This is a genomic window from Paenibacillus sp. Soil750 (assembly GCF_001428045.1).
Taxonomy (GTDB): Bacteria; Bacillota; Bacilli; order Paenibacillales; family NBRC-103111; genus Paenibacillus_E; species Paenibacillus_E allorhizoplanae.
On the sequence record NZ_LMSD01000010.1, the window covers coordinates 193401 to 219666 of the forward strand.

At 44.4% G+C, this 26266-nt stretch carries 29 protein-coding genes and 1 riboswitch; of the genes, 21 read left to right on the forward strand and 8 right to left on the reverse strand.

Features of this window, described 5'->3' with window-relative positions:
• Positions 1 to 19: 19 nt before the first annotated feature.
• The gene (locus tag ASL11_RS11400) at positions 20 to 181 is read right to left on the reverse strand and encodes a hypothetical protein (RefSeq protein WP_056613592.1); all 162 of its coding nucleotides are present in this window, start codon (positions 179 to 181) and stop codon (positions 20 to 22) included.
• A 252-nt stretch (positions 182 to 433) separates the two neighbouring features.
• Here ASL11_RS11400 and ASL11_RS38125 point away from each other — a divergent pair, with 252 nt between their 5' ends.
• Together ASL11_RS38125 and ASL11_RS36420 are read left to right on the forward strand one after the other, a co-directional pair.
• A complete protein-coding gene (locus tag ASL11_RS38125) occupies positions 434 to 679 on the forward strand; it encodes a sporulation histidine kinase inhibitor Sda (protein ID WP_442953059.1) in 246 nt (81 codons plus the stop codon).
• 38 nt (positions 680 to 717) lie between these two features.
• Positions 718 to 921: a hypothetical protein gene (locus ASL11_RS36420; protein WP_157256897.1), complete on the forward strand. Its 204-nt coding sequence runs from the start codon at positions 718 to 720 to the stop codon at positions 919 to 921.
• A 61-nt stretch (positions 922 to 982) separates the two neighbouring features.
• Here ASL11_RS36420 and ASL11_RS11405 read toward each other — a convergent pair whose 3' ends face one another.
• Positions 983 to 1984: an NAD(P)/FAD-dependent oxidoreductase gene (locus tag ASL11_RS11405; protein ID WP_056613594.1), complete on the reverse strand. Its 1002-nt coding sequence runs from the start codon at positions 1982 to 1984 to the stop codon at positions 983 to 985.
• 392 nt (positions 1985 to 2376) lie between these two features.
• Between ASL11_RS11405 and ASL11_RS11410 the strand changes: the two genes are divergently transcribed.
• Together ASL11_RS11410 and ASL11_RS11415 are read left to right on the forward strand one after the other, a co-directional pair.
• Complete coding sequence (locus tag ASL11_RS11410) at positions 2377 to 3567, forward strand: NAD(P)/FAD-dependent oxidoreductase (protein ID WP_056613596.1); 1191 nt, start codon at positions 2377 to 2379, stop codon at positions 3565 to 3567.
• A 27-nt stretch (positions 3568 to 3594) separates the two neighbouring features.
• The gene (locus ASL11_RS11415; protein ID WP_056613598.1) at positions 3595 to 3876 is read left to right on the forward strand and encodes a hypothetical protein; all 282 of its coding nucleotides are present in this window, start codon (positions 3595 to 3597) and stop codon (positions 3874 to 3876) included.
• Between the two features lie 103 nt (positions 3877 to 3979).
• On the opposite strand, the gene hemQ is transcribed toward ASL11_RS11415, so the two are convergent.
• Complete coding sequence (gene hemQ, locus ASL11_RS11420) at positions 3980 to 4726, reverse strand: hydrogen peroxide-dependent heme synthase (RefSeq protein WP_056613599.1); 747 nt, start codon at positions 4724 to 4726, stop codon at positions 3980 to 3982.
• A 210-nt stretch (positions 4727 to 4936) separates the two neighbouring features.
• Here hemQ and ASL11_RS11425 point away from each other — a divergent pair, with 210 nt between their 5' ends.
• From ASL11_RS11425 to dnaI, 5 genes are all read left to right on the forward strand, one after another.
• Entirely contained in the window at positions 4937 to 5221 is a 285-nt protein-coding gene (locus ASL11_RS11425) for a YuiB family protein (protein ID WP_056613601.1), read from the forward strand.
• A 69-nt stretch (positions 5222 to 5290) separates the two neighbouring features.
• Positions 5291 to 5644 (forward strand): alpha/beta fold hydrolase, encoded by a 354-nt coding sequence (locus ASL11_RS35780; RefSeq protein WP_056613604.1) that lies wholly within the window; start codon positions 5291 to 5293, stop codon positions 5642 to 5644.
• A 5-nt stretch (positions 5645 to 5649) separates the two neighbouring features.
• A complete protein-coding gene (locus tag ASL11_RS35785) occupies positions 5650 to 6195 on the forward strand; it encodes an alpha/beta fold hydrolase (protein ID WP_056613606.1) in 546 nt (181 codons plus the stop codon).
• A 198-nt stretch (positions 6196 to 6393) separates the two neighbouring features.
• On the forward strand, positions 6394 to 7887 hold the full coding sequence (locus ASL11_RS11440; RefSeq protein ID WP_056613608.1) for a hypothetical protein: 1494 nt from the start codon (positions 6394 to 6396) through the stop codon (positions 7885 to 7887).
• A gap of 54 nt (positions 7888 to 7941) precedes the next feature.
• Positions 7942 to 8895, forward strand: a complete 954-nt coding sequence (gene dnaI / locus ASL11_RS11445; protein ID WP_056613789.1) for a primosomal protein DnaI — start codon at positions 7942 to 7944, stop codon at positions 8893 to 8895.
• A 384-nt stretch (positions 8896 to 9279) separates the two neighbouring features.
• On the opposite strand, the gene ASL11_RS35790 is transcribed toward dnaI, so the two are convergent.
• A complete protein-coding gene (locus ASL11_RS35790; RefSeq protein ID WP_082595384.1) occupies positions 9280 to 9420 on the reverse strand; it encodes a YqzM family protein in 141 nt (46 codons plus the stop codon).
• A gap of 211 nt (positions 9421 to 9631) precedes the next feature.
• On the opposite strand from ASL11_RS35790, the gene ASL11_RS11450 reads away from it, so the two are divergent.
• The 3 genes from ASL11_RS11450 (at position 9632) to uvrC (ending at position 12505) form a co-directional block, all read left to right on the forward strand.
• The gene (locus ASL11_RS11450; RefSeq protein WP_056613610.1) at positions 9632 to 10015 is read left to right on the forward strand and encodes a MerR family transcriptional regulator; all 384 of its coding nucleotides are present in this window, start codon (positions 9632 to 9634) and stop codon (positions 10013 to 10015) included.
• Positions 10016 to 10174: 159 nt separating this feature from the next.
• Positions 10175 to 10489, forward strand: a complete 315-nt coding sequence (gene trxA, locus ASL11_RS11455; protein ID WP_056613612.1) for a thioredoxin — start codon at positions 10175 to 10177, stop codon at positions 10487 to 10489.
• Between the two features lie 117 nt (positions 10490 to 10606).
• The gene (gene uvrC / locus ASL11_RS11460) at positions 10607 to 12505 is read left to right on the forward strand and encodes an excinuclease ABC subunit UvrC (protein ID WP_056613614.1); all 1899 of its coding nucleotides are present in this window, start codon (positions 10607 to 10609) and stop codon (positions 12503 to 12505) included.
• Here the strand turns inward: uvrC and ASL11_RS11465 are convergent.
• Entirely contained in the window at positions 12465 to 14105 is a 1641-nt protein-coding gene (locus ASL11_RS11465; RefSeq protein ID WP_056613616.1) for a CPBP family intramembrane glutamic endopeptidase, read from the reverse strand. The genes uvrC and ASL11_RS11465 overlap by 41 nt on opposite strands.
• A 209-nt stretch (positions 14106 to 14314) precedes the next feature.
• Here ASL11_RS11465 and ASL11_RS11470 point away from each other — a divergent pair, with 209 nt between their 5' ends.
• Genes ASL11_RS11470 through ASL11_RS11480 form a run of 3 tightly spaced genes read left to right on the forward strand, consistent with a single transcriptional unit; the run spans position 14315 to position 17155 of the window.
• Positions 14315 to 15667, forward strand: a complete 1353-nt coding sequence (locus tag ASL11_RS11470; RefSeq protein ID WP_056613617.1) for a TrkH family potassium uptake protein — start codon at positions 14315 to 14317, stop codon at positions 15665 to 15667.
• A 12-nt stretch (positions 15668 to 15679) separates the two neighbouring features.
• A complete protein-coding gene (locus ASL11_RS11475) occupies positions 15680 to 16342 on the forward strand; it encodes a potassium channel family protein (RefSeq protein ID WP_056613619.1) in 663 nt (220 codons plus the stop codon).
• Positions 16343 to 16399: 57 nt separating this feature from the next.
• Positions 16400 to 17155 carry a response regulator transcription factor gene (locus tag ASL11_RS11480; protein ID WP_056613621.1) on the forward strand — a complete coding sequence of 252 codons (756 nt, stop codon included), beginning with the start codon at positions 16400 to 16402 and terminating at the stop codon, positions 17153 to 17155.
• A 16-nt stretch (positions 17156 to 17171) separates the two neighbouring features.
• On the opposite strand, the gene ASL11_RS11485 is transcribed toward ASL11_RS11480, so the two are convergent.
• On the reverse strand, positions 17172 to 18068 hold the full coding sequence (locus ASL11_RS11485) for a LysR family transcriptional regulator (RefSeq protein ID WP_056613623.1): 897 nt from the start codon (positions 18066 to 18068) through the stop codon (positions 17172 to 17174).
• A 276-nt stretch (positions 18069 to 18344) separates the two neighbouring features.
• On the opposite strand from ASL11_RS11485, the gene ASL11_RS11490 reads away from it, so the two are divergent.
• The 3 genes from ASL11_RS11490 to sdhB are packed head-to-tail and all read left to right on the forward strand — an operon-like array spanning position 18345 to position 21548.
• Positions 18345 to 19001, forward strand: coding sequence for a succinate dehydrogenase cytochrome b558 subunit (locus ASL11_RS11490; protein ID WP_157256905.1), 657 nt, complete (start codon positions 18345 to 18347; stop codon positions 18999 to 19001).
• Positions 19002 to 19017: 16 nt separating this feature from the next.
• A complete protein-coding gene (gene sdhA, locus ASL11_RS11495; protein WP_056613627.1) occupies positions 19018 to 20781 on the forward strand; it encodes a succinate dehydrogenase flavoprotein subunit in 1764 nt (587 codons plus the stop codon).
• A 2-nt stretch (positions 20782 to 20783) separates the two neighbouring features.
• Complete coding sequence (gene sdhB / locus ASL11_RS11500) at positions 20784 to 21548, forward strand: succinate dehydrogenase iron-sulfur subunit (protein ID WP_056613628.1); 765 nt, start codon at positions 20784 to 20786, stop codon at positions 21546 to 21548.
• A gap of 154 nt (positions 21549 to 21702) precedes the next feature.
• Here sdhB and ASL11_RS11505 read toward each other — a convergent pair whose 3' ends face one another.
• Positions 21703 to 21900, reverse strand: coding sequence for a hypothetical protein (locus ASL11_RS11505; RefSeq protein ID WP_056613630.1), 198 nt, complete (start codon positions 21898 to 21900; stop codon positions 21703 to 21705).
• Between the two features lie 158 nt (positions 21901 to 22058).
• Positions 22059 to 22167: riboswitch (guanidine-I (ykkC/yxkD leader) on the forward strand.
• A 66-nt stretch (positions 22168 to 22233) separates the two neighbouring features.
• Here ASL11_RS11505 and ASL11_RS11510 point away from each other — a divergent pair.
• The 3 genes from ASL11_RS11510 to ASL11_RS11520 are packed head-to-tail and all read left to right on the forward strand — an operon-like array spanning position 22234 to position 24932.
• A complete protein-coding gene (locus ASL11_RS11510; protein ID WP_056613792.1) occupies positions 22234 to 23253 on the forward strand; it encodes an ABC transporter substrate-binding protein in 1020 nt (339 codons plus the stop codon).
• A 22-nt stretch (positions 23254 to 23275) separates the two neighbouring features.
• Positions 23276 to 24094 carry an ABC transporter permease gene (locus tag ASL11_RS11515; protein WP_056613631.1) on the forward strand — a complete coding sequence of 273 codons (819 nt, stop codon included), beginning with the start codon at positions 23276 to 23278 and terminating at the stop codon, positions 24092 to 24094.
• Position 24095: 1 nt separating this feature from the next.
• Entirely contained in the window at positions 24096 to 24932 is an 837-nt protein-coding gene (locus ASL11_RS11520) for an ABC transporter ATP-binding protein (protein WP_082595386.1), read from the forward strand.
• A gap of 341 nt (positions 24933 to 25273) precedes the next feature.
• Here the strand turns inward: ASL11_RS11520 and ASL11_RS11525 are convergent, their stop codons facing one another.
• Positions 25274 to 26062 (reverse strand): phytanoyl-CoA dioxygenase family protein, encoded by a 789-nt coding sequence (locus tag ASL11_RS11525; protein WP_056613633.1) that lies wholly within the window; start codon positions 26060 to 26062, stop codon positions 25274 to 25276.
• Positions 26063 to 26266: the final 204 nt, after the last annotated feature.

The window sequence follows — 26266 nt, forward strand, 5'->3', positions numbered from 1 at the left end:
GAAAGGGGCAATGATGAGGTTAGTAAATCATTCGGCCTTTAATTCTTACATTTTCACCATATTTGGCTTGCATCAACTTCGTTTGCTCTTGCATATAAGCATAAATTTCTTTCAAGCGGTTCTTTCTAGGTTTAATTGTTTCTTTAATTTCGCCATTCAACACGATATCGTAAACGATCATTCTAGTTCAGCTCCTTTGTTTTGTCTTTCTAATATCATTGTAGACGATGAATATTAAGGGACGATTAAAATTTCTTTTCAATTTTGTGAATAAAATGAAGGTTATGTTAAATAAACGTTAAAAATGCCTAAAATAGTGATCATTTTTTTTTATCAGTATTTTACAAGTTTTGGATGTGTATAAGTTTATGCACAATATCCCCCTATGCTTTGTCAGCCTTCATGGTACATATTAACAATTTACCCACAGGATATGCACACTTATCTGTGGATAACGGAACGCTTGTTCTATCAAAAACCCCATGATACTATTAGTTTAAATTATAGAATATGGGTGATTTCAGTGAGACAAATTAGCGATGAGACATTGATCGACTCTTATTACAAGGCACTAGATTTAAGATTAGAATCGGATTTTCTTGAACTATTGCTCGCGGAAATACAGCGACGCAAATTAAAGCTATCCGTGATCATTAAGGACGAAGCACCACTTAATTAATAATTGAACTCAGCACGTATTTGCAGGGTATAGCTAGAATGACAGTCGGGGCAATTCAAGAGGTGAAGGCAGGGCTCTTGCTCGTCGCCTTCCTGGTTTGTCAAGGAAATGTTGTTCATCTCGTAAGGCGAATAAGGACCGAGCAAGTCACTCAGCTTACCATGGTCACACATACGCTGCGAGCACACAGGACAGTTGGTTTGCAATTCTTGCATGCCGTTACAAACTGGACATATAGATGACAAAGGGGTATTCCTCCTAATCCGTAGATTAGGTTAGAATACCCCTTTTCATTGCTATTCATTATAATTTCAAGTTCGAACTGTGTCCTGGTGAAAGCTTGGCACTTGGATCAATGTAAACTTTGGCATTGTTAATTGCCGTAGGTGCTTCACCGAAGCCAACAGCGATCAGTTTCAATTTACCAGGGTATGTCGTAATATCGCCGGCAGCGAAGATACCTGGGATCGTCGTTTCCATACGGGAATCAACAACGATGGAGCCGTTTTCGATTTCGAGCCCCCATTCAGAAATCGGTCCGAGAGAGGATACGAAGCCGAAGTTAATAATAATGGCGTCGACATCGTGGATGCTTTCTTCGCCTGATTTAATATTTTTAAGAGTAATTTGCTCGATACGATCTGTTCCGTGAAGCTTAGTGATTTCGGTTGGTGTAACGATGTTAACCTTCGAATTCATTAAGTTCTCTACACTGTGCTCATGAGCACGGAATTTATCTCGACGGTGGATCAAGGTTACTTGCTCAGCAATAGGTTCAAGCATCAAAGCCCAATCAACTGCGGAATCACCGCCGCCGCTAATAAGTACTTTTTGACCGGCAAATGCATTCAAGTCACTTACGAAGTAATGTAAATTTTTCTTCTCGAATTGAGCTGCTTCCGGTAACTCAAGACGACGCGGCTCGAATGCGCCAACTCCACCTGAAATAATAACGGCATGGCTCAGATGTACACCTTTGTCTGTTGTAATTTCAAAAAGACGTTCTTCTTTCTTAACGACATTATGTACTTTTTCTTCCAAACAAATATCAATAGGGAAGTGTTTCATTTGATCAGATAAGTTATTTACAAGCTCTTGAGCTGTAATTTTTGGGAAGCCTGCAACATCATAAATATATTTTTCGGGATAAAGAGCTGCAAGTTGACCACCAAGTTGTGGCATGCTTTCAATGATTTTCACAGATGCTTGACGCATCCCTGCATAAAAGGATGCAAACATGCCAGCAGGGCCGCCGCCAATTACAATAATATCAACGATGTCTTGACTGGTTTCTCTCTCGTTCATGATAGAACCTCCGATCAAACCCATAGTGTAACACAGTGATAATCATACTCATTATAAACGTCACTTCTATTGAAGGAAACAGAAAAGTTTAAATTTAACATATATATTGCTTATAGATAGGATAAGTAAATGCTTACATGGATTAGATGGGCTAAAACGCCTATAATACAAGATTTTTTATGCAAAATGACACTTGATATTTACTTATGAAAATTATATCATATCATGAGAATCGGTTTACCATGTTGTGATGAATTTCCACCTGTTTAATCATAATTCACTTCGAAAGCGTGCAAACTAGTAGCAGAATACTACTTTTGAAGCTGTTTGTGTAATTTTTCACAAGATAGAGAGACCATGGGACAAAATACGGATATGGAAGTGAGAGAGACATGAGTAGAATACCAAGAATCGTTATATTAGGAGCCGGTTACGGCGGAATCCTTGCTGCAATTCGGTTGCAAAAGGAATTGAACTACAACGAAGCTGATGTTACGCTTGTTAACAAGCATGACTATCACTACATTACAACACATCTTCACATGCCTGCTGCAGGGACAGATAATCCTGAAAATGCACGCGTGAACATTTTGAAATTGATTGATGAATTTAAAGTTGATTTCGTGAAATCGACAGTTACGCAAATTCGTCCACATGAGAAAAAGGTTATTTTGGAAGACGGAACACTTTCCTACGACTACCTAGTAATCGGACTTGGTGGCGAAGCGGAAACTTTCGGAATTCCTGGTCTGAAAGAAAATGCGCTGAATATTCGCAGTATTAACAGTGTTCGCTTTATTCGTGAGCACATTGAATATCAATTCGCGAAGTTTAAACGTGAACCAGATCGCAAAGATTACCTAACTTTCGTTATCGGTGGCGCTGGATTTACTGGTATTGAATTCATTGGTGAACTTGCTGATCGTATCCCTCTTCTATGCAAAGAGTTCGATGTGGATCCTTCCCTTGTGAAGATTTATAATATTGAAGCTGCGCCAACTGCATTGCCAGGTTTCGATCCTGAGCTTGTTGAGTATGCGATGAAAGTTCTTACGGACAAAGGTATAACTTTCAAAATTGGTACAGCCATTAAAGAATGTACGCCAGAAGGTGTTCTGATTGCTGGCGATGAGTTCATCAAAGCAGCAACAGTTGTATGGACAGGCGGTATCCGCGGTAACCATATGTTAGATGAAGCTGGCTTCGAAACGATGCGCGGTAGAATTAAAGTGAATGAGCACCTTCATGCTCCAGGCTTTGATAATATTTATGTTGTGGGTGACTGTTCCATCGTGATGAACGATGAAGGCAGACCATATCCACCAACAGCACAAATTGCGATGCAACAAGGTGAAGCTGTGGCTCACAACTTGATCGCGTCGATTCGTGGATCGCAAATGAAAACTTTCAAGTACTCGAACAAAGGTACAGTAGCTTCCCTTGGTAAAGGTCAAGCGATCGGTATCGTAGGTTCCCGTAAATTGAAAGGGAATGTCGCTGCTATGATGAAAAAAGTGGTTGATATGAGATACCTTTACATTATTGGCGGAATTCCACTAGTTATACGTAAAGGCCGTTTCTAGTCAAGGAATGCTAACGGGGGGATTGCCATGCGACACTGTAGTGTCCAAGTAAGAGGACTTCTTACCCGGGATGAACTGGATCGTTACAATGCCTTGATCGAAGTCGGTCACTTCTTAGAGACTGAGAAACGTTACGATCATGTCGCTGTTGTCCAAAAGGAAATTGATATCCTCATTCTTCCTGCGATTGAACGTCTGAAGGAAAAGAGTCGTCAGCGTGACCGTGATACGGAAGCGTATCTAGCACGTAAAGCTCAGATGGAAACTGAATTAGCAGCTGCTCTGCGTGACGACGAGGATGAAGAATAGATACCAAAGAAGCATTGCTCTTCATGGAGCAGTGCTTCTTTTTTCTTTCTATGTAACATCAACAAAAAAGAGCAGAGGATCGAAGTCCTTTGCTCTTAAGTCATTATACTTGAATGAATGACGCGAATTTCTCAGGAAGCATAACGTTCCCAACGTAGAAATCTCCGAACTCGCCAAAACGTGCGCTGACTTCATCAAAACGCATTTCGTACACGAGCTTTTTGAAATGAAGAGGATCATCCGAGAATAGTGTAACGCCCCATTCCCAATCATCCAATCCAACGGAGCCTGTAATGATTTGTTTTACTTTACCAGCATATGTACGACCGATCATCCCGTGGCTGCGCATCATCGTCTTACGATCTTCCGCAGGAACCATGTACCAGTTGTCATTGCCTTCACGACGCTTATTCATCGGGTAGAAGCAAATGTGCTTGGATTTCGGCAGAATCGGCTTCAAACGAGCTTGAAGCTCAGGATCTTGTGCAGGATCAACACCTGGCTTCGCCAGATAACTGCTCAATTCTACGATGGAGACGTAGGAATAAACGGGTATAGTAAAAGCAGCAAAGCTAGACTTGTTAAAAGCAGTTTCAAGCTCATTCAGCTCTTCCAATGTTTCACGCAGTTGCATGAAAACGAAATCAGCCTTCTGGCCAACGATGCTATAAACGGCAGTGCTGCCTAGTTTATCGTTCTCAATTTGTTGCCACTGGGACAAGAAGGATTGCAGCTCGTCCGCTGCATGCTTACGTTCTTGTGGGGTTGCAGCATGCCATGCATTCCAATCCATTAGACGGAAATCATGGAGCGCATACCAGCCTTCCAGCGTTTGTACGGCTTCACTCATTGTTTTTCCTCCATTCAAGGGCTAATATCCCCTACATTGTATCCAATTCATGGAGAAAGGGCAAATGCATGGAGGGGTGAAGTATAAGAAATGTCCAATTAATTGTTCAATTTGTGTACACTTTACCTGTACCATTTCGTAGATTACAATAATAAGAGCTATAGAGGCCAAAGTTAGGAAGTGCTTCTACATATATAAGGGGGAACTATCGTGCTGCAAATGGTTATCGCCACTGTCTTAATGATGGTGTTATTCTTTGGGATCGGCTTTATTCTGAATATGCTAATGAAAACAACGTGGTTTCCACTTTACGCATTCATTGCCTTAGTGATTGGGATTATCATCTATGGATACATGGGGAATTCTTCCTTTATGTCAAGTGACGAGAGTTTCACTATTGTTGACGTGATTCCGGCAATCGGCGGCTTAGTCGGCGCAATTTTGAGCGGTTCGGCGATCAAAGCACTGCGTATTCGCGGTTTCAAAATGTTCTAATATTACTGGGGCAATTGGGTCAGGCTAAGAGAAGTTACTTAAACTTCACTTACGGAGGAGACACGATCGGTGCCTTGGGCGAATGTGAATGGAACATCACTGCATTATGAGATAACGGGACCAGAATGGGGCATGCCAATCGTTTTTATTCATCCCCCATTGTTAACGTTAGAAGCGTTCAGGTATCAGAAAGAACAACTAGGCGTCCATTTCCGAGTCATTACATTTGACATTAGAGGTCATGGCGGAAGTGCGAGTTCGAAGCAGTCACTAAGTTATCAACTTATTTCGCAAGACATAATAGGGCTTCTTGATTTCTTAGGGATCGAGGAAGCCTTTCTTTGTGGTTATTCAACTGGAGGAACGGTGGCCTTGGAGGCACTGCTTACACATCCCCAACGTTTGGTGGGGGGATTGTCGTAAGCGGAATGTCAGAATTGACGGATACGTACAATCGAATCAGAATTTGGCTTGCGATACGAATGGCGAATCCTAGTCGAATTATGAATTTTTTGATTAGAGCGATTACGTATGGCAATGCCGATAAAAAGACAACCTACCAGGAGTTAAAAGACCATGCCTTACAGGATAAAGCGGACAATGTGAGATCCTATTTCGAGCAATCCCTGCGCTACAACTGCACAAATAGTCTCTCGAAGATTAAGCAGCCCGTCTTATTGATCTATGGTGAAAAAGACGTTGACTTCCATCCCTATGCTCAAATTCTCCATAGGGGGTTACCGCATAGTTCTCTTTTTTTCATCAAAGATGCGAAGCATCCGGTACCGATTCAAAGCGCTGCACGCATGAATGACATCATTCATCTATGGGTGGACAGCCTCAAGGAGAAGGAACAAAAGGAACGTTGGAAGCTCGATCTAGCTATCGCGCAGAAGCTTAATCCTCAATTGTATAGGAATGTAAACGAGTATTCGAGTGATGCTGAGCCCCCCATTTATACGCAAGAACAATGACGCCAAAATTAAGATTCCATTGCTAGTGAAAATGCGATGGAATCTTTTTCTTGCCCAAAAGGTAAAATTATCTTTTCTCTTGTAGATACCAAGATTGTCGATTTTTGTGGTAGACTAATAGAGAGAGACTGAGACATGGGATAGCTAGATTATGAGCGATCTTTCAGTCGAGCTGAGGCAGGATGGTGCTGTAACGGGATGAGAATGACGAATATGCTGCATTTCACCGAGAATCACAGGTTTTGCGTGAACCGTGAGTTTTCTTTGAGCAGTTTAGACTATAAAATGCTAGCGATGATGTATCAACCGATGATAGGCGGTTTGGCCATAAGTTTCTATCAGGCGCTCTATCAGCAGATGAGTGCAGAGAAAGTGGGCTTTTCGCCGATGGAGCAGCAACGTAAGTTGTTTCTACTGCTAGAGCTTGAACAGAATGAGCGTGGTCGAAAGTATATTATTGAACAATCCTCCAAGCTAGAGGCGATTGGTCTGCTTCAGACGACTCGCAAGTTTGTACCCGAGGAAGAAGATTATGTTTTCGTCTATACATTGTTCGCGCCTTTAGGGCCGAATGAGTTTTTCCGAAATCAGCATTTAACGCTGCTGCTGCGCGACAAGGTTGGGAAGTTCATGCTGCTTTCGCTGCGTGAAGATCTGCTCTCGCCTGAACCAGAGGAGTGTCGTGAGGCGGTCGAGGAGAACTTGTCGGTTCCTTTTTATGAGTTATTCCGTCTGAACACACAGGTTGTGGATTATGAACTGGAACAAGCACTCTATGAGGCCTCTGCAAGCAAGCAAGGGGATGCACGGATGGACGTGACGACCAAAGGCTTCAAGTATGCGGATATCATCATGAGATTCCCTCGTGGAGCAAGTAACCGCGTGTTCGTTGAAGCGCTGAAGCACAAACCGGAGCATATGGTCGCCATTAATATTGTGGCCAAGAAGTACAATCTGTCCTTGCAAGAAACGTGCCGCTTGCTTGATGAGGATGGCGTGTTCACTGAAGAAGGTGAGCTTGTCATGGATCTCATGCAATATAATGCGAATCTGTTCTACAGACAGAGCAAGAAGCGGGATGAAGAGAGAGAGCGTACGACTACGAAATCTGAGGAAGAAGTGGAAACTTCGGAAGAGCAGTCTGTGGAGATGGCTTATTATTTAGAAGTACCTCAGCAACTGCGCGGCGAATGCACGGATCATCAGTACAACTACATCATGCGAAATGAGCCATACACGGCTGTGTTGAAAATGTTTTTCACACAGGGTTCGATACCTGATGGCGTACTTAATATTTTCGAGAAAATCGATTTGAACTATAAATTAAAAGAAGAAGTTATTAATGTGTTGATTCACTTCTTGCATATTGATCGTCGCTCTTGGGCCAAATCCTCCATTGAGGCTGTAGCTTCCGATATGCTTGGCAAGCAAATTAATACGTATGAGCATGCCGTTGAATATGTACGTGAGAAAATCAATTACAAGCAGAAAGCTGCTTCTAAGGTGGAATCTGCGAAAGCGGGCGGAGGCTCTGCAACGCGTGGACGTCAGGGCAAGACACAGAAGCCTCATATCCCTATTGTATTACCTGATACGGGGACTACAGCGTCTACTAGGCTGTCTGCAGAGGAGCTTGAGGCAGCTAGACGAATGGCGCAGAAGCTGGATGAGCGATTTAACCGGAAGAATTAGTAAGCGGCTTACTTATGGATTGAACGATGGAACTGTTAGGAGGTGCCGAACATGATGGAGTCCTTATCGCATTTACTCAAATCATTGCCGGATACAGAATGGAAAAGAAAAGCTGAATTGAAAATTCAAGGCGTTCTTGCGGACCCGTTGATTGCTAAATTTCGTCAGAAGTATCCTTTTGTGGATGACTATGCGATTAAAATAAATATGAACAAGTTGTATCAGCATGTTTCGGAATTTAAAACTTGCTCCAATTGCCCTGGCTTAGAGAACTGTCCGAATGATATGACAGGACATTATACAATTCTTACAGCCGAATCGGTGGAGGGGCAAACGCCTTTTATTCATGAGGAGAAGGTAGCTTGCAAGAAGTTTATTGCCAAAGGCCAGCAGGACGCCATCTCCAGCCGAATTCGCACTTTTCACGTGGACCCACGGATGATTTCGCGAAGTTTCTCCTTTGGGGATATCTTGGAGACGGATCTCGATCGTGCGAAAGCGGTCATGCAAATTAACGACTATGTGAGTTTAACCATTGAAGAAGGTCTTCAGACGCGAGGGTTATATTTATCTGGATCGTTTGGTACAGGGAAAACGTTCTTGATGGGTTACATGCTGCATCAGTTGGCGAAGGTCGGTATGACAGGAGCCATCGTCTATATGCCAGACTTTGCTGAGGATTTAAAGGGGATGTTCCAAGAGCCTTATAAGCTCAAGGAGACGATTGACCTACTTAAGGAAACGGATCTGCTCGTATTTGACGATATTGGGGCAGAGAATTTGAACCCTTGGCTAAGAGATCACGTCATTGGCGCTATTGTGAATCATCGGATGAATCGGAAACCAACGTTCTTCACTTCCAACTATGCGCTATCTGGTTTGGAGAAGCATTTCAGCTTCACGAACAAAGACGGCGACGAAGAGTATAAGGGGCAACGAATCATGGATCGGATACGACCATTCGTTGATGTGGTTGAGGTTACGGGTACGAACAAGCGTGGAAGATAAAGCGTAAAGAAAAACCTAGCCGGAGGTGGCTAGGTTTTTGTGTATTTGCGGTTCCTTGCTATAAGCAAGCAAGCAAGCGTGCAAGCGCCACAGATAAGGAAAATAACTGGATTTCCTCCAGCTAAATGAGCCCTTGTAGCAGCTTTTGATGGATTAGCTGTATTTTCTACATTTATTTTTCAACATTTTAGTCAATTCTTCAAAAATCCATCAAATTACGACATATTTTCCAGCTATTTATGTAATACCAACTGAATCACGAAAATTAACTGTAGTTTATACAGCTAATGACTAAGGCAGCGTAAGAAAAAGAAAAAGAAAAAGAAAAAGAAAAAAGCCGCTTCGCAGTTGCCTGCAATGCGGCTTTAACTTTTGAAGTTTCGCTTACTTCATCACTTGGATGACGGTAGCAATGACTGCAATGACGAACAATGCGCCAAAGAATACGCCAAAACCTATGCCTACATCCATGAAATCATTACGCGGTTCTTCGTACACGTGATGCTCAGGGTGTTGATTGCTCATGTGGTTACCCCCTAACGTCCGACATTCGTATTTGTAAGCCTAGTATACCCAAATTCGTCGAAAGTTGTAAAGCTAATCAAAGTGACAATTGTGCAAACAATCGCAATAAAGAGCGGAATGGGTAAAATACTTCTTGACTCTGACATTAGTGTTATGGTTTACAATAAAGACATCCCTCCAAGATATGTGGGAATAGAAAGAAGTGACGTCCATGCGGATTAGTGAGTTATCCAAGCTTACCGGAGCAAGTATTCGGTCCTTGCGCTACTACGAAGCCAAAGGGCTGATCGCAACACAACGTGAAGAGAATGGCTATCGGGTCTACAATCAAATGGTTGTTGAGCGTGTGAAGACCATTCAGTTTTACTTGAGCCTCGGCTTTACGACTGAGCAGATTGAAAGCTTTCTGAACTGTGTGATGAAGAATCAAGAATCACAGTGTGATGATTTGCTGCCCCTGTACACCGAGAAGCTGCAAGAAATCGAGAAACAAATGGAGATGCTGCAACTGCTCCAAGCGAATCTCAAAGATCGTATTTCCTATATTGAGGAACAGCGACGCCAAGGGCTGCCTGTTGGATTACCCTCGATATAGACCAAAGGATACCCCGTTTGCTAACTTATGGCTTGGTTGAAAAGGCATATGAGTGTGGTATACTTTACATGTTGACGTGATGCGAAGCAAGTTAAGTGACGAACTTAATCTTACTTTTCACCTTATAAATCAAATTCATTCTTAGAAGGAGGAACTATCATGGCAATCGTGAATGTTTCTGACAACAGTTTTAAAGCAGAAGTTGAAGGAGAAGGTACAGTACTTGTAGACTTCTGGGCACCTTGGTGCGGACCTTGTAAAATGATCGCTCCTGTATTGGAAGAGCTAGATAAAGAAGTTGAATCTTTGAAAATCGCAAAAGTAAACGTGGATGACAACCCGGAATCCGCTGCTCGCTTTGGCGTTATGAGTATCCCAACTCTAATCGTATTCAAAGATGGTCAACCAGTTGATAAAGTGGTTGGTTTCCAATCCAAAGACGCGTTGAAAAACGTTGTTTCCCGTCATCAATAATTGACAAGTGCAACAAACTAGAAACAATTGTTCGTGAGAAAAAGCTCTTTTTCTGCTATGCTGAGAAAGAGCTTTTTTTTCATTCGCGATGATTTTTTCTGGAAGGAGATTTAGAGGATGACTGATTTTGAGCAAGAGGACGCAGACGTCCGCGAACAGAGCCTGGAAACGATCAGGCACAAGCTATCTTTACTCCCGGACAAGCCGGGCTGTTATATTATGAAGAACCATCAAGGCACGATTATTTATGTAGGCAAAGCCAAAGTATTGAAAAATCGTGTGCGCTCCTATTTCACGGGGAGTCACAGCGCCAAAACGCAAAAGTTAGTCAGCGAAATTCGCGACTTTGAATATATCATTACCTCCTCTAACATGGAGGCACTTATCCTCGAGTGTAACCTGATTAAGCAGCATCATCCTCGATATAACGTACTACTTAAGGATGATAAGACGTTTCCTTATATCAAAATTACACATGAGGAGCAGCCGCGTCTAGAAGTCACTCGGCGGGTGTACAAGGATAAGGGGAAATATTTCGGCCCTTATCCGAATGCTTTCGCGGCCCAGCAGACGAAGAAGCTGCTGGATCGGTTGTACCCGCTGCGCAAGTGCAAGACCATGCCCGATAAAGTATGCCTATACTATCATATGGGGCAATGTCTTGCGCCTTGCGCCCTAGAGGTATCCGCTGAAACGAATGAGCGGATGGTGCAAGAGATCAGTCGTTTCCTTGGCGGAGGACACGACATCATTAAAGAAGAGCTGACGACCAAGATGTTGGCGGCAGCGGAAGAACTGAATTTCGAGCGCGCGAAGGAGCTGCGCGATCATATCATGAGCATCGATGCGCTCATGGAGAAGCAGAAGATCACGACAGCCGACGCGCTGGACCGCGATGTCTTCGGCTACGCCGTAGACAAGGGCTGGATGGCGGTGCATATCCAGTACATGCGCCAAGGCAAGCTCATCGAACGGCATGTCTCGCTCTTCCCTTACTACGGCGATGAGTACAACGATTTTATGACGTATGTCACACAGGTGTACAGCGATAATCCGGCATTGCCGAAGGAGATCTTCTTGCCTACGATGCCGGAGCCAGAAGTTCAGCCAGAGGGGCTAGCAGATGGGGTAAGGCGCACGGAGAGTGAAGAGAAAGAGATTCGCGAAGCTCTGGAAGGTTGGCTCAAGGTCAAGGTGCATATGCCGCAGCGCGGGCTGAAGAAGCAAATGGTCGATATGGCTAGAGACAACGCTGTGAACGCTTTGGACGAGAAATTTCGGCTTGTTGAACGCGACGAGCGTCGGACTACGAAGGCTGTCGAGAACCTCGGTGAGTGGCTTGGGATTGGCACGATTCGCCGAATCGAAGCATTCGATAACTCGAACATCCAAGGGACGAACCCTGTATCGGCCATGGTTGTATTCGTGGATGGGAAGCCGGATCGCAAGGAATACCGTAAATATAAAGTAAAGACGGTTGTCGGACCGGATGATTACGAAACGATGCGAGAGGTTATCAGACGGCGCTATGAGCGTGTTCTGAAGGACAATCTCACAATGCCTGATTTGATCGTCGTCGATGGAGGGAAAGGGCAAATTTCTGCTGCGATTGACGTTCTTGAGAATGAATTAGGCTTATATATTCCGATTTGTGGGCTAGTGAAGGATGCCAAGCATAAAACAGCCCAGCTGATGATCGGTGATCCAGCCGAAATTGTTCCTCTGCCGCGCGACAGTCAGGAGTTTTATTTGCTGCAGCGTATTCAAGACGAAGTCCATCGCTTTGCCATCACGTTTCATCGGGAAACGCGGGCCAAGTCGATGGTCGTCTCCCAGCTCGATGCCATTCCCGGCATCGGTGAGAAACGCCGTAAAGCGCTGCTGAAGCATTTTGGCTCCGTGCGCAAAATAAAAGAGGCCGAAGTCACGGACTTCAAGCCTCTGGGTATTGGTGAAAAATTAGCGAGTGAAATTATCAAAGCACTTCAAGGCGAGGCGGCGGCTCCCCAGGAATAGGGGGCTTTCGCCTTTTTCCATGCAACCAAGCTAAGCCAAGTCCAACCAGTCCAGGGAGTGCAAGATAGAGGATGCCAGCGAGTACATCGCTGATGTGGCCTAAGGAGAAGAGGGACAACCCCATCAGAATGCTATCCATACACGCATGTACGAATATCGCTGTGATGAACCCATATTTCAGGAATACATATCCGAGTATGATGCCAATAATGGTAACCTCGATCAGTCGCGTGTAGACGGGATAGATCGGGTATTGCGTATGACTTGCTGCCCAGATCACACTTGGAAGTAGGATGGCGATGAAATTGTTGCGGAACAGTTTTTTGAAAAGGATAATGCCTAGGAATCTGAAGGTAGCTTCTTCCGAAATCGCCGCAACCCACGCCATAAGCGGGAATAATTGAGGCTTGAGCATATTGAGTACCGAATCGGCAGGATCATTGACCGACCACACATCGAATTTCACTTCACCTGTGTAAAATAATACCTGCTGAATACCTAAGATGAAGAGTGCTATTAAATAGCCTCGACCCATTCCGTCATACACGTCTTGGCCAAACTTGTCATCTTTCCAGGCAGTCCATTTATTAAGACCAATGGAGTTCCACAATCCAATACCGGCGATTAAAGAAAGATAGAGCGATATCCCAAGTAGAACAGTGATGACACTCATAAATACAATTGTAAACCAAACGGCCTCATTACTGTTCGTATCCCCACTCATAACTCGAAAAGCTGGATACATATTCACATTGTTCATGATATAAATCACGAAGAAGATGGTAGTTAATAATAAGCCCCTGCTGAATTTAATTAGTTTCCTATATATAATGGCAAATACAATTGCAGCAAGCGTCATTAACAGCGTAAAGCCCATGGAAATCCAGGTCATGCGTGAAGCGGAATCATCTTGTTGGGTGAGCCAATCTAAGTGAGAATCAGGTAGTCCAAAACTTACATTAAAACCTGTTAGATTCGTTTGATCGAAATTCACTCGTACGTTTAGCTTCGCTTCACCGATAGGTTGAGTGCGTTTTTCGTATTGGAGTGTCATTTGCTCTTCGGGAGAATCATTACGTGCATTGTTGACTTGGCTGAAGTCCTCTGGCTCAAAGCCCATCTGACGAAGCTCCAGTTTCGCTAGTGTATCTGCTTTGGTCGTGCTCATCGGTGATGATGACTTCGTATTCGTCATGGCAAGATTTTCATGCCAGCCGATGATGCTTGAATTCGTGTAGTTGACATCGACTTCAAACTGACGTTTGGTAGTGGCATCCTTGACACTGACTTGATAATAATCAATGGGGAACTTTTCGCCATATTGCTTCGTATAAGCTTCTAATAAATGTTCCTTTTGAAAGTAGCCGCTTCGTTCTTTTTTAGATTGATAGACGACATAGGTTTGTGGATTGTGCAGCTCATAACGCTGACGAATGAAGGCTGCCGCACTTTCGGCTGCTTGCTGCTTCGTGATCGAGGGCATATCCGCTACAGCAGGTTCCTCATCACGCAGTCCATACAACATCGAAACCCCGAGGTAAAGGAACATTCCAATACAAGCCAAGAGGAGTAGGAAACGATTAAATTTCAGCCTTTGCATAGTCAATTCCCTTCTGAATTCACGATTCTCAATCATTTCTTTACGTTATCATAGTTTAAAAAGAAAGCCAATTTACTGGTAAACATTCCGAAACAATTATATAATACCTTTTGAATTGCTACTGGCGGAATTTCTATAAATGAACGGGGAACTCTATCGGTATAGCCAAATGGTAATTAGATTATTTTCTTACATATGCAGGAGGCGCGATGAGTAAAAAACTAAATATTTGGCAGCTAACACCTCCGCAGATCCTGGTTTTAGGTTTCGCTGTTATCATTTTCATAGGAGCGGGGCTATTGATGCTGCCCATTGCTTCGTCGACAGGCCAATCTATTTCCTTTATTGATGCTCTGTTTACCTCCGTATCGGCCACTTGTGTGACAGGGTTGGTTGTTGTTGACACGGGCAGCGCATATACAACTTTTGGGCAAATTGTGATCGTTTCTTTGATTCAAATCGGCGGTCTTGGTTTTATGACAATGGCTACGTTAGTTGCTTTCGTGTTTCGGAAAAAGATCACTTTGAAAGAGCGACTTGTCCTGCAAGAGGCCTTGAATCAAGGCAGTATGGAGGGAATCGTTCGTTTGATACGCAAAGTTATCATATATTCTTTGTCCATTGAGGCCGTGGCTGCAGTCATTTTTACCATTCGGTTTTCGTTTGACTTCGGCTTTACGAGAGGACTCTATTATGGCATCTGGCATGCTGTATCCATGTTTAATAATGCGGGGTTCGATCTGTTCGGTACCGTTGATGCTCCTTTCGTTTCACTTACCGGCTACGTTGGCGATTTTGTAGTGAATTTCGTAGCGATGATGCTGATCATACTTGGGGGAATAGGATTCATAGTTATTTCCGATTTGATTGAATTTAAGAGTACGAAGAAGCTCTCCCTTCACTCAAGAGTTGTTCTAAGTATGAGTGGATTACTTCTTGTTGTTGGAGCACTTGGTATTTTTATATTCGAATTTACCAATATCAGAACCTTAGGCTCGTTAGATTTTGGGGCGAAAATTTTGTCTTCCTTCTTTCAATCCACAGCAGCGCGTACGGCAGGTCCGAACACGGTGGATATTAGTGCTCTTCGCCAAGCCTCTCAGTTTCTCATTGTCATTCTTATGTTTATCGGTGCTTCTCCCGGTTCTACGGGTGGAGGTATCAAAACGACTACATTTACAATTCTGATTAGTGCCATCATTACCATGATTCGTGGAAAAGAAGACATCGTCATTTTTCGTTATCGTTTAGCCAAGGATCGCATTCTTAAAGCAATTACATTATCCATGATGGCTTTATTCTTGGTGATCATCGTCACGATGATCTTATCAACGACAGAGGATTCGTCTTTTATCAAAATATTATTTGAAGTCACATCCGCTTTTGGAACGGTAGGGTTAACGATGGGATTAACTCCGGAACTATCTACACTAGGAAAAGTGCTTATCTGCTTGACGATGTTTGCCGGACGTTTAGGAACGATCACGCTGGCCTATGCTTTGCAACCTAAGCAAGAGAAAGAATTATTTAGATACCCTGAGGGTAAAATTACGATTGGATAGGTGTAAAACAAGATGAAGAAGAAGCAATACGTTGTGGTAGGGTTAGGTAGATTCGGGTCAAGTCTTTCTAGAGAACTTATGAAACTTGGTCATGAAGTTTTGGGGATTGATCTGGACGAGGAAGTCGTGAACGACATGAGTGATGAACTAACACATTCTGTTGTCGCGGACGCAACGGATGAAGATGTACTGAAATCGTTAGGTATTCGAAATTTTGATTGTGCGGTCATCGCCATTGGGGATGATATTCAATCCAGCATTTTGACAGCTATCGTCATGAAAGATTTGGGTGTAAGTCAAGTCGTTGCCAAAGCATTATCCGAGCTACATGGAAAGGTGCTGACGAAATTAGGAGTTGATCGTGTCGTTTATCCGGAACGGGACATGGGCATTCGCGTGGCACATCAATTGGTCACCCCTAATTTATTGGATTATATTGAAATTTCCAAAGACTACACGATTGTAGAGCTTTCAGTGCCAAAGCGGTTATGTGGATATACGATACAGCAGTTGGACCCGCGAGCTAAATTTGGCTGCAGTGTTGTGGCGATCAATAAGCAGACGGGGGTTATCATTGCGCCGCAAGCAGGTGATGTTGTGAATGAAAATGATATCATGGTTATCATCGGAACCAACAACCAAATTAATGAATTTGAAAGTCAAGTTATCGGCTGATCCGCACACATACCAAGTCCTGCAGCAAGGGAATTTTCTTATGAAGGTGGACAACGCATGTATAAGGTACTCATGATCGAAGATGATGCGATGATCGGTGATATGGTCACGATGTATTTGAAAGAAGAGGGTTTTCATGTCATCCGAGAGGAGAATGGGACGAGTGGGATTGCCGTAATACCGCAATTTCAACCTGATCTGATTCTGCTGGACTGGGTGCTGCCAGATATGGACGGGCTAGCGATTTGTCGCCAAGTTCGTGAGACCTCAAGTGTGCCGATCATGATAGTTTCTATGAAAAATAAAATCGTTGAACGCGTCAACGCCCTAGGAGCGGGTGCGGATGACTTCATGTGTAAGCCGTTTAGTATGCATGAATTGATTGCAAGAGCCCATGCACTTATTCGCCGTGCGCAAAGATATCCATCCATGAATCAGATTCCTGATGCGCAGTCGAGACACCAAGAGCAGGAAGAAGTAAAACCAGCTAAATCAACTGTACTTGCGGCTGTCATGGATAAGCAGGATAAGATAACATTGAATACGAACACACGTTCCATGAGTGTGTATGGTGAGATTGTTGAGACAACGTATTCGGAATTCGAAATTATGAGATGCTTTATTAACAACCCAGGTCGCGTGTACAGTCGCGAAGATCTATTACAAACCGTGCGCGGATTTGATTCTTTCGTGACTGACAGGGCTATTGATGTACATATTGCAAATCTTCGGAAGAAGATCGAAGACAACCCCAAAGAGCCGAAATGGATTCGGACCGTTTGGGGTGTTGGATATAAATTTGTGCACATGTAAGGGTAAGTGGTTCAGGCTAGCGGCGCTTTGCAAAATAGTTGATCGCTTGGGCGACAAACTTCATTGATTCCGCATTATCTGCTGAGTGATCGGAGTAGATCAGTGAGGTTGTTCGTTTCGTTTGTTCTAATTCTTGTAGTTCTTTTAAAATTAGTTCATTATTCTGAATTAAATCTTCACGTAAATAGGATTTGGGCAATAAGGTTGCTGTCTTGCAGGTAGAGACGAGCCGTATGATCGCTTCAAAGGAATCGATCTCCATTTGAACATTGGGGAATATCGTGAAACGATTGAACAGCTCGTCCATCAGAATGCGATACCATGTACCTTTGGAAAAGAGGATCATCGGCAGTTCATTCAGATCCTTCATCGTAATCTCCGTACGATCGATTAAGGGATGTCCGGATGGAAGCACCAGGCTGAGATGGTCGTCGAACAAAGGCTCACAGTGGAGGCTAGTCGCATTAATTTGAGAGGCAACGATGCCGATATCCACTTTATTGTCTTTGACCAAGGATACAATCTCATGCGTTTTGCCGGTAAGAAGCTTGATATCAGTGAGTGGATAGTCCTGCAAATAATCCGTAATGAGATCAGGCAACGTAGATTGGAGTGTTGTCAGAGAGGCTCCGATAGTAAGTGATGACGGGCTACCCGCGGCTTTATAACTATGAAGAGCTTGCTTGAACTTCCGCTCAAGATGACGCTTCTCTAAGGCGTGATCGTAGCAAATTTGCCCCGCTTTCGTTAACTCCAGTCGTTTCCCCTTCCGGATAAAAAGCTCCACCCCAAGCTCATCTTCCAGCTTCATAATTTTTCGCGATAGGGCAGGCTGTGAAATGTTTAACAATTGTGACGCTTTGTTAAGACTGACTTGTTCGACTACGATGGCGAAGACATCTAAAAGCTCCAAACGTTTCCCTCATCTCTATATGTGAAATAGTTATAAGTAGATATAAAAAAACGGCACTTCCATTATAAGCGCGAAAGAGGTACGATGTACATGTCACAAATTAGCTATATTTCGTGGACCTTTGTGTATAATCATTGACTGAATTGGCAAAATAGGCGTGGATGATTATGGGTTGACGCTCGTTTGCGGCGAGAGTACAATGATATGTGGCTTGTTTTGTCAAAACTTGTCGGATGTTTGTTGTGATTGAATTTTGTTGAGGGGGGAATTGGTTACATTATGAGTAATTCGTATTACTTTCGAAAGATCCACTCGTTACTAGGTGTCATTCCGGTGGGCTTCTTTCTTTTTGAGCATTTGCTCACTAATTATGAAGCGACCAAAGGACCTGAAGCCTTCCTGGATCAAATTAACTGGTTGAACGATTTGCCGTTACGATTGTTATTGGAAATCGTGGGAATCTGGCTTCCACTTCTTTACCATGCCGTTTATGGACTTTATGTAGCGTATCAATCACGTAATAACGTATCAAGCTACGGGTATTTCCGTAATACGATGTTTATGTTGCAACGTGTGACAGGGGTACTTACATTCTTGTTCATCGTATGGCATCTATTCGAGACTCGCGTTCAGGTTGCCCTAGGCAACGTGGCGCATGAAGCTCTCGGCAATACGATGCATGATATTGCGACGAATCCAGTTATCTTCACGTTATATCTAGTTGGGATTGTTTCTGCAACATTCCATTTCACGAACGGCCTATGGTCATTCCTTGTGAGCTGGGGGATTACAATTGGACCGCGTGCGCAACGCTTTTCGACGATCATTACAATGGGCTTGTTCGTTCTAATGACGGTGATGTTTATTATGTCATTAACTGCGTTTACAGGTACAGAATTTTCAGTTCCAGTAGAAGCGCATACGGGGAAATAAGGGAGGGTGAACAGAAGTGGCTAATTCAAAAATCATCGTCGTCGGCGGAGGCCTTGCGGGACTCATGGCGACAATTAAAGCGGCAGAGGCCGGAGTTCATGTGCAATTGTTCTCCTTGGTTCCTGTTAAACGTTCCCACTCCGTATGTGCGCAAGGCGGCATTAACGGTGCGGTGAATACGAAGGGTGAAGGTGACTCCACATGGGAGCACTTTGACGATACAGTTTACGGGGGAGATTTCTTAGCGAATCAACCTCCTGTTAAAGCATTATGCGACGCGGCTCCAGGAATCATTCACTTAATGGACCGTATGGGCGTTATGTTTAACCGTACACCAGAAGGTTTGCTTGATTTCCGTCGTTTCGGTGGTACCAAATATCACCGTACAGCTTTCGCTGGTGCAACAACGGGTCAACAACTTTTGTATGCTTTGGATGAGCAAGTACGTCGTTGGGAAACAGCGGGTCTCGTAACGAAATTCGAACACTGGGAATTCCTAGGTTCGGTTATTGATGACGAAGGCGTATGCCGTGGTATCGCGGCACAAGATTTGCGCAGCATGGAAATTCAAACGTTCCCAGCTGACGCGGTTATCTTGGCAACAGGTGGTCCTGGGATCATTTTCGGGAAAACAACGAATTCCGTCATTAACACAGGTACAGCAGCAAGTGCGGTTTACCAACAAGGCGTGAAATACGCGAATGGTGAAATGATTCAAATTCACCCAACGGCGATTCCGGGAGACGACAAGCTGCGCTTGATGTCCGAATCAGCACGTGGTGAGGGTGGACGTATTTGGACTTACAAAGACGGTAAGCCTTGGTACTTCCTTGAAGAGAAATACCCAGCCTACGGTAACCTTGTTCCTCGTGATATTGCAACGCGTGAGATTTTCTCCGTGTGTATTGATCAGAAGCTTGGTATTAATGGCGAGAACATGGTGTACTTGGATCTTTCTCATAAAGACCCGAAAGAGCTTGATATTAAGCTCGGCGGTATTATGGAAATTTACGAGAAGTTCATGGGCGATGACCCGCGTAAAATTCCAATGAAAATTTTCCCAGCGGTTCATTATTCGATGGGCGGCATGTGGGTTGACTATAACATGATGACGAACATTCCAGGCCTCTTCGCAGCAGGTGAGTGTGAGTATCAGCATCACGGTGCAAACCGTTTGGGCGCGAACTCCCTCGTTTCCGCGATTTATGACGGCATGGTCTCTGGTCCAAAAGCGGTTGAGTATATTCGCGGCTTATCCAAGCATGCGGATGATACGTCCTCCATCATTTATGATCGTGAGAAGAAACGCCATCAAGATCGTTATGAGAGCTTGCTCAAAATGAACAACGGTACGGAAAATGCGTACGTGCTTCATAAAGAGCTTGGCGACATGATGAATGCTAACATGACGGTTGTTCGTTACAACGATCGTTTGACTGAAACGATTGGCAAGATCAAAGACTTGAAAGAGCGTTACAATAACATTAACATCACGGATACGGCACGTTGGAACAACCAAGGGGTTGCGTTCACACGCCAACTTTGGAACATGTTCGAGCTTGCAGAAGCGATGACAGTTGGTGCCTTGATGCGTGATGAGAGTCGTGGTGCGCATTACAAGCCTGATTTCCCAGAGCGTGATGATGATAACTTCATGAAAACGACAATCGCAGACTGGACGCCAGATGGTCCTAAGATTTCGTATGATGAAATTGATGTATCGTTGATTAAACCTCGTAAACGTGACTACTCCACGGAGAAGAAAAAGGAGGGATCCTGATCATGGCTGAGACACTAAGCGCAACGAAAACCGTGAAGTTTATCGTGACTCGTCAAGAGAGTCCGGATTCCAAACCGTACACAGAGGAGTTTGAAGTTCCTTATCGCGCGAACATGAACGTGATTAGCGGTTTGATGGAAGTTCAGCGTAACCCTAAGAATGCGAATGGCGACAAAACAACACCAGTATGTTGGGAATCCAACTGTCTGGAAGAAGTATGTGGCGCTTGTTCGATGGTCATCAATGGGAAGCCGCGTCAAGCTTGTTCCGCGCTTGTAGATAAGCTGGAGCAGCCGATTCGTGTAGCACCAATGAGCACATTCCCGGTTATGCGTGACCTAGTTATTGACCGTGGACGCATGTTCAACGCGTTGAAAAAGGTTAAAGCATGGGTTCCAATTGACGGAACCTACGATCTTGGTCCTGGACCACGTATGGCGGAGTCGAAGCGTCAATGGGCTTATGAGTTGTCCAAATGTATGACATGCGGCGTGTGTTTGGAAGCTTGTCCGAACGTAAACGACAAAAACTCGTTTATCGGACCTTCCGCACTTTCCCAAGTTCGTCTATTCAATGCTCACCCAACGGGTGAGATGAACAAAGACGAGCGTTTGGATACGCTGATGACAGACGGCGGTATCGAAGGCTGCGGTAACTCGCAGAACTGCGTACGCTCCTGTCCGAAGGGTATTCCGCTTACGACTTCGATCGCAGCTTTGAACGCGGACACGACGAAGCACTTGTTCAAGAAATGGTTAGGCGTGTAAGCAACGCTGATAATGAAGTCCGTCCTCCCGGAGTGGGAGTGACGGGCTTTTTTGTTTTTGGCGGTGACGTCGATAATCCCCAACGAGACTCGCGTCGCGGAATAACAAAAAGACCTGAGTCAGACTCTCAGGTCATCTGGATCATGTGAAGAGGTTAGTGAGCTGCGGGGTAGTCGAGTAATTCTGGTGCATCATACTTATTTATAGGGGACATCAATTGAGGGTGCTGGGAAGAAGGATTGGATGTTAGGAGATCCGCATTGAGTGGTGAAGATACTTTCAGGATCATCGCCGCGGTTGGTTGTTTGTGCTTATTATCTAACATGTGAATGTGGAAATGAATAGAATGCATCGCGACACCTCCATTTAGATGTGTTATATGTTATATAATATTACGCATATACTCGTTTTGACAATCAATAATTTATTTGTGTTATATATATTGACATGAGTAACCAATCTAAGTATGATATAAACAAAAGTAAGACAACGAAGAAACAACCGCATAGCAAACTTGTTTTCTAGGGTTCCGCGATAGAATGAAGGCTATCGGTCAGGTCCAAGAGAAGACACACGATGAGCTTCATCGTGCACACGGAGGGATAAAAGCCCGGGAGGATATCAGGATATGATATCATTCCGGGCTTTTCCTTTTACCATTTTATACAGAGAGGGAGTTCGGGGAATGAGACAAAAAACAATATTTCTGATGTTGGCGGTATTATTAACTTTTACAGTAATCAGCGGATGTGGAAGTAAAGAGGCGAGTACGCAAGCAGGAGGGAGCAAGGAGCCGATCAAGTTGGCGCTTAGTCCATGGCCGGGCTGGTTCGTGTGGTACCTCGTGAAGGAGAAGGGCTTTTTCGAGAAAAATGGCGTAAACGTGGATCTGGTCTGGTTCCCCGTATATAGTGACTCCCTATCCGCACTAGCTTCAGGAAAAGTGGATGCAAACAGTCAAACGCTAAGTGATACGCTGGCTCCGGCGAGTAAAGGCATTAAGCTCAAAGCCGTGCTGGTCAATGATAACTCCAATGGCGGCGACGGTGTTGTCGTGAAGCCAAGTATCAACTCTCTGAAAGATTTGAAAGGTAAGAAAGTAGCGACTGAACTTGGAACGGTCGATCATCTTCTGATGCTGACTGCGCTTGAGAAAGCAGGATTAGCAGAGAAGGATGTCTCCTATACGAATATGACAGTCAACGATGCAGGGCCAGCGTTCATAGCGGGTAATCTGGATGCTGCGGTACTCTGGGAGCCATTCCTAAGCAAAGCCATTCAAGAGGGGAAAGGGAAGCTGCTCTTCTCATCCAAGGACACACCAGGTTTGATCCCTGACTTGCTCGTATTTAAAGAAGAAATTACGAAAAATCGTCCAGACGATGTGAAAAAAATCATTAACGCTTGGTTCGACGCATTGGATTACTGGAAAGCGAACCCAGAAGAGTCTTTAAAAATTATGGCTAAAGCGGCAGAGACGCCGATCGATGAATACAAAGCTGGCGTGGACAGCGTGAAGATTTTCCAACTGGAAGATAACGTTAAAGCTTTCACCAAAGGGGATTCCTATGAATCACTGGCGTTTACTTCTGGAAAGACAGCTGAATTCTTGAAAGGCTTAGATATGCTGAGTACAATACCGAAAGCAGAAACCTTCTTGGATGGCCATTTTGTGGAGGAAGTCATGAAGGAACGTAAGAAATAAAGGCTGAACAGGAGGGCTGCAGATGGAAACGCTGGTGAAAAAAAGTCGCAAGTCCACATTGTTTGCCATACGGGGTGAAATTAGCCGTAAATCATATATGTCTGGTGTCGTGCTTATCATTGCGGTTCTATTGTTGTTCTGGAGCGTGATGAGCTACGGCAACTTAGTAAATCGTACATTCCTTCCAACGCCGGATCAGGTGCTCCGGCAGTTTGGGATTCAATTACAGAACCCTGTGTTCTGGCAAAATGTGTGGATAAGTATTTTCCGAGTTGGCGGTGGATTCTTGCTCGCTTGTCTAATCGGGATACCACTTGGGATTTTGGCGGGTACGTATCGGTTTGCTGAAGCTATTCTAGTACCACCTACTGAATTTATTCGGTATATGCCTGCGACGGCGTTCATTCCCTTGATCATGGTGTGGGCGGGGATCGGCGAGTGGGCAAAGGTCCTCGTAATCTTCCTAGGGTGCTTCTTCCAATTGATGCTGATGGTTGCAGATAATACACGGTCGGTGTCCAATGATCTACTGCAGACCTCGTATACACTTGGTGCAAAACGCTGGCAAGTGATCGAGAAGGTGCTCATTCCTGCACTCCTACCAGATTTGATGAATACACTGCGCTTAATTATTGGATGGGCATGGACGTATCTGGTTGTAGCAGAGTTGGTTGCGGCTAGCAGTGGTCTTGGATTTTCGATCATGAAGGCGCAGAGGTTCTTAAACACGGATCAAATTTTTGTGGGAATTATTGCGATTGGTTTGCTAGGCTTATTAACGGATCGCACATTTGCTTATTGTCATAAGCGGTTTTTCCCATGGTTGGAAGGAGGGCGTTGAGATGGAAGCATTGAACTTGGATTACAATAACGTGCCTTCTACGGGGACATTTGCAGGTGCAGGTACTGATACTGGTGTACGAAAAATTGAGGCAGTCGATGTTACGAAGGTATACAGTACGAAGAAGTCGCAATTCGTAGCATTGGATCGTGTGTCCTTTCACGTGGATGCGCATGAGTTTGTTAGCTTTGTCGGGCCTTCAGGCTGCGGGAAGTCCTCCTTATTGCGGATTATTGCTGGATTAGAGCCATTAACAATGGGGGATCTGAGTATCAACGGACATGAGATTGAAGGACCTGGTGCTGACAGAGGTATGGTCTTCCAGAGCTATACGTTGTTCCCTTGGCTATCCGTGAGAGAGAATATTGAATTCGGTTTGACGTTGAAGGGTGTTCCATTGTTCGAAAAGAGAGCGATAGCCGACCACTTTATGGAATTAGTCGGGTTGCATAAGTTCGCCAAATCATTGCCGAAGGAGCTTTCGGGCGGGATGAAGCAGCGGGTCGCGATCGCGCGAGCTTTGGCGAATAATCCGGGTGTGCTGCTCATGGATGAACCATTCGGCGCATTGGATCCGCAAACGAAAAATGCCATGCAAGAGCTGCTATTGCGCATTTGGGAAAAGGAGAAAACGACTGTTGTGTTCATCACGCACGATATCGAGGAAGCCATCTTCTTATCGCAGCGAGTGTATGTGATGCAGGCGCATCCAGGCACGATCCGCAGTGAGATTGCCATACCACGCGGGATGCGGCAGGTGGAGGATGTGAAAGATTCTGAGGCTTTCGTGAAGCTGAAGAAGCAGATCATTTCGTTAATTGGGCATCACGACGAGTAAGCACATAGGGGGCACCATAGCAGAGTGATCTGCTTGTGGTGCCTTTTGTGCTGGGTTGTTGGGGAGGCAATAAGCAAGCGCTGCTGTGCAGGGGTGGCGATGGGTGATATAACTGGAAAATACCCAGCTATTTCGGGGGAAAGTCTCGCTTATGTTGAAATAACTGGAAAACATCCAGCTATTTTTAGCTGTTTTGCTCAAGAACCGTAGAAGCGAATAAATTAGCTACATGAAATCCATCTAATTCCGATTTTCGTCAATAAATCGAGAATGTAGATGGAGATTTTCCAGTTATTCATTTTAAACGCCAAAAGAGTAACTGACATCCTATGCCATACGACTTAGTCAGATTGTGGAGCCGATGCCAGGACAGGGAAAAGCCGCCCCTTGAGGAGATCACCTTCCTGAAAACCAGAGCCTCGGGTCAGCTCATGATTGCTTTTGCTATTAAACGTGGCATTCTCGGGCATATAGACGATGGTCAAGACTCGGCGCGGTTTATCGGATTTGTTGGCATGCGCATAATGAAAAGTGAGTCCGTGATGAAGTGTGAAGCTGCCGCGTTTGAGAGGTACGTTGACAGGTCGGCGGAGGTTTGTACCACTTTCCTTGGTGAGCTCGAGCAAATCGATGGGATGCAGGAAGTCGACATTGGTTAATTTCCCTTCCTTGTGAGAGCCGGGGATGAAGGACAAGCAGCCATTAACCTCATCCACGTCATGCATTGGCAGCCACAAGGTTAAGACATTAGATTCATGCATGGGAAAATAGGTGGCATCCTGATGCCAAGGCGTAGGTTTGGAATCTCCGGGCATTTTCCAGAAGGCTTGATCATGAAACAAGCGCACACCGGTAGAACCAGAAAATTGCCTTGCGATATCCGCAAGTTTGGGATTTAGCACGTAGAGGGCCATACCCGCAGAATCCCGCCATGTATTCATTTTGCTGTTCAGAATTTTGAAGTAGTCGGAGTCCTTCTCCACACTTTGTGTATGTTCGCCTTCAATCGCCATGACCTCATCGAGGTAAGCGCTCAGCTCGTTGATTTCCTTTTCCGATAAGACATCCTCTAGCTGGACAAAACCATTTTCTTCATAAAATGCGATTTTCTCTGCTGGCACTTGAAACATGGGGGTCACCTCTTTGTTCAAAATGGGTATGGCAAGTGAATCGGGAATTTCAATTGAGTTCATCATACTCTGATGCTTATTTTTCTGTAAGTAGTGATGTCTAAGATTTGGTAGAAATGCTAAAGAGCTGAAGCGCTTTTGGATTATTTGCAAAAAAAGACAGAGATTTGACGAGCAATCCCCTTCTAGCTACAATGAATTTAA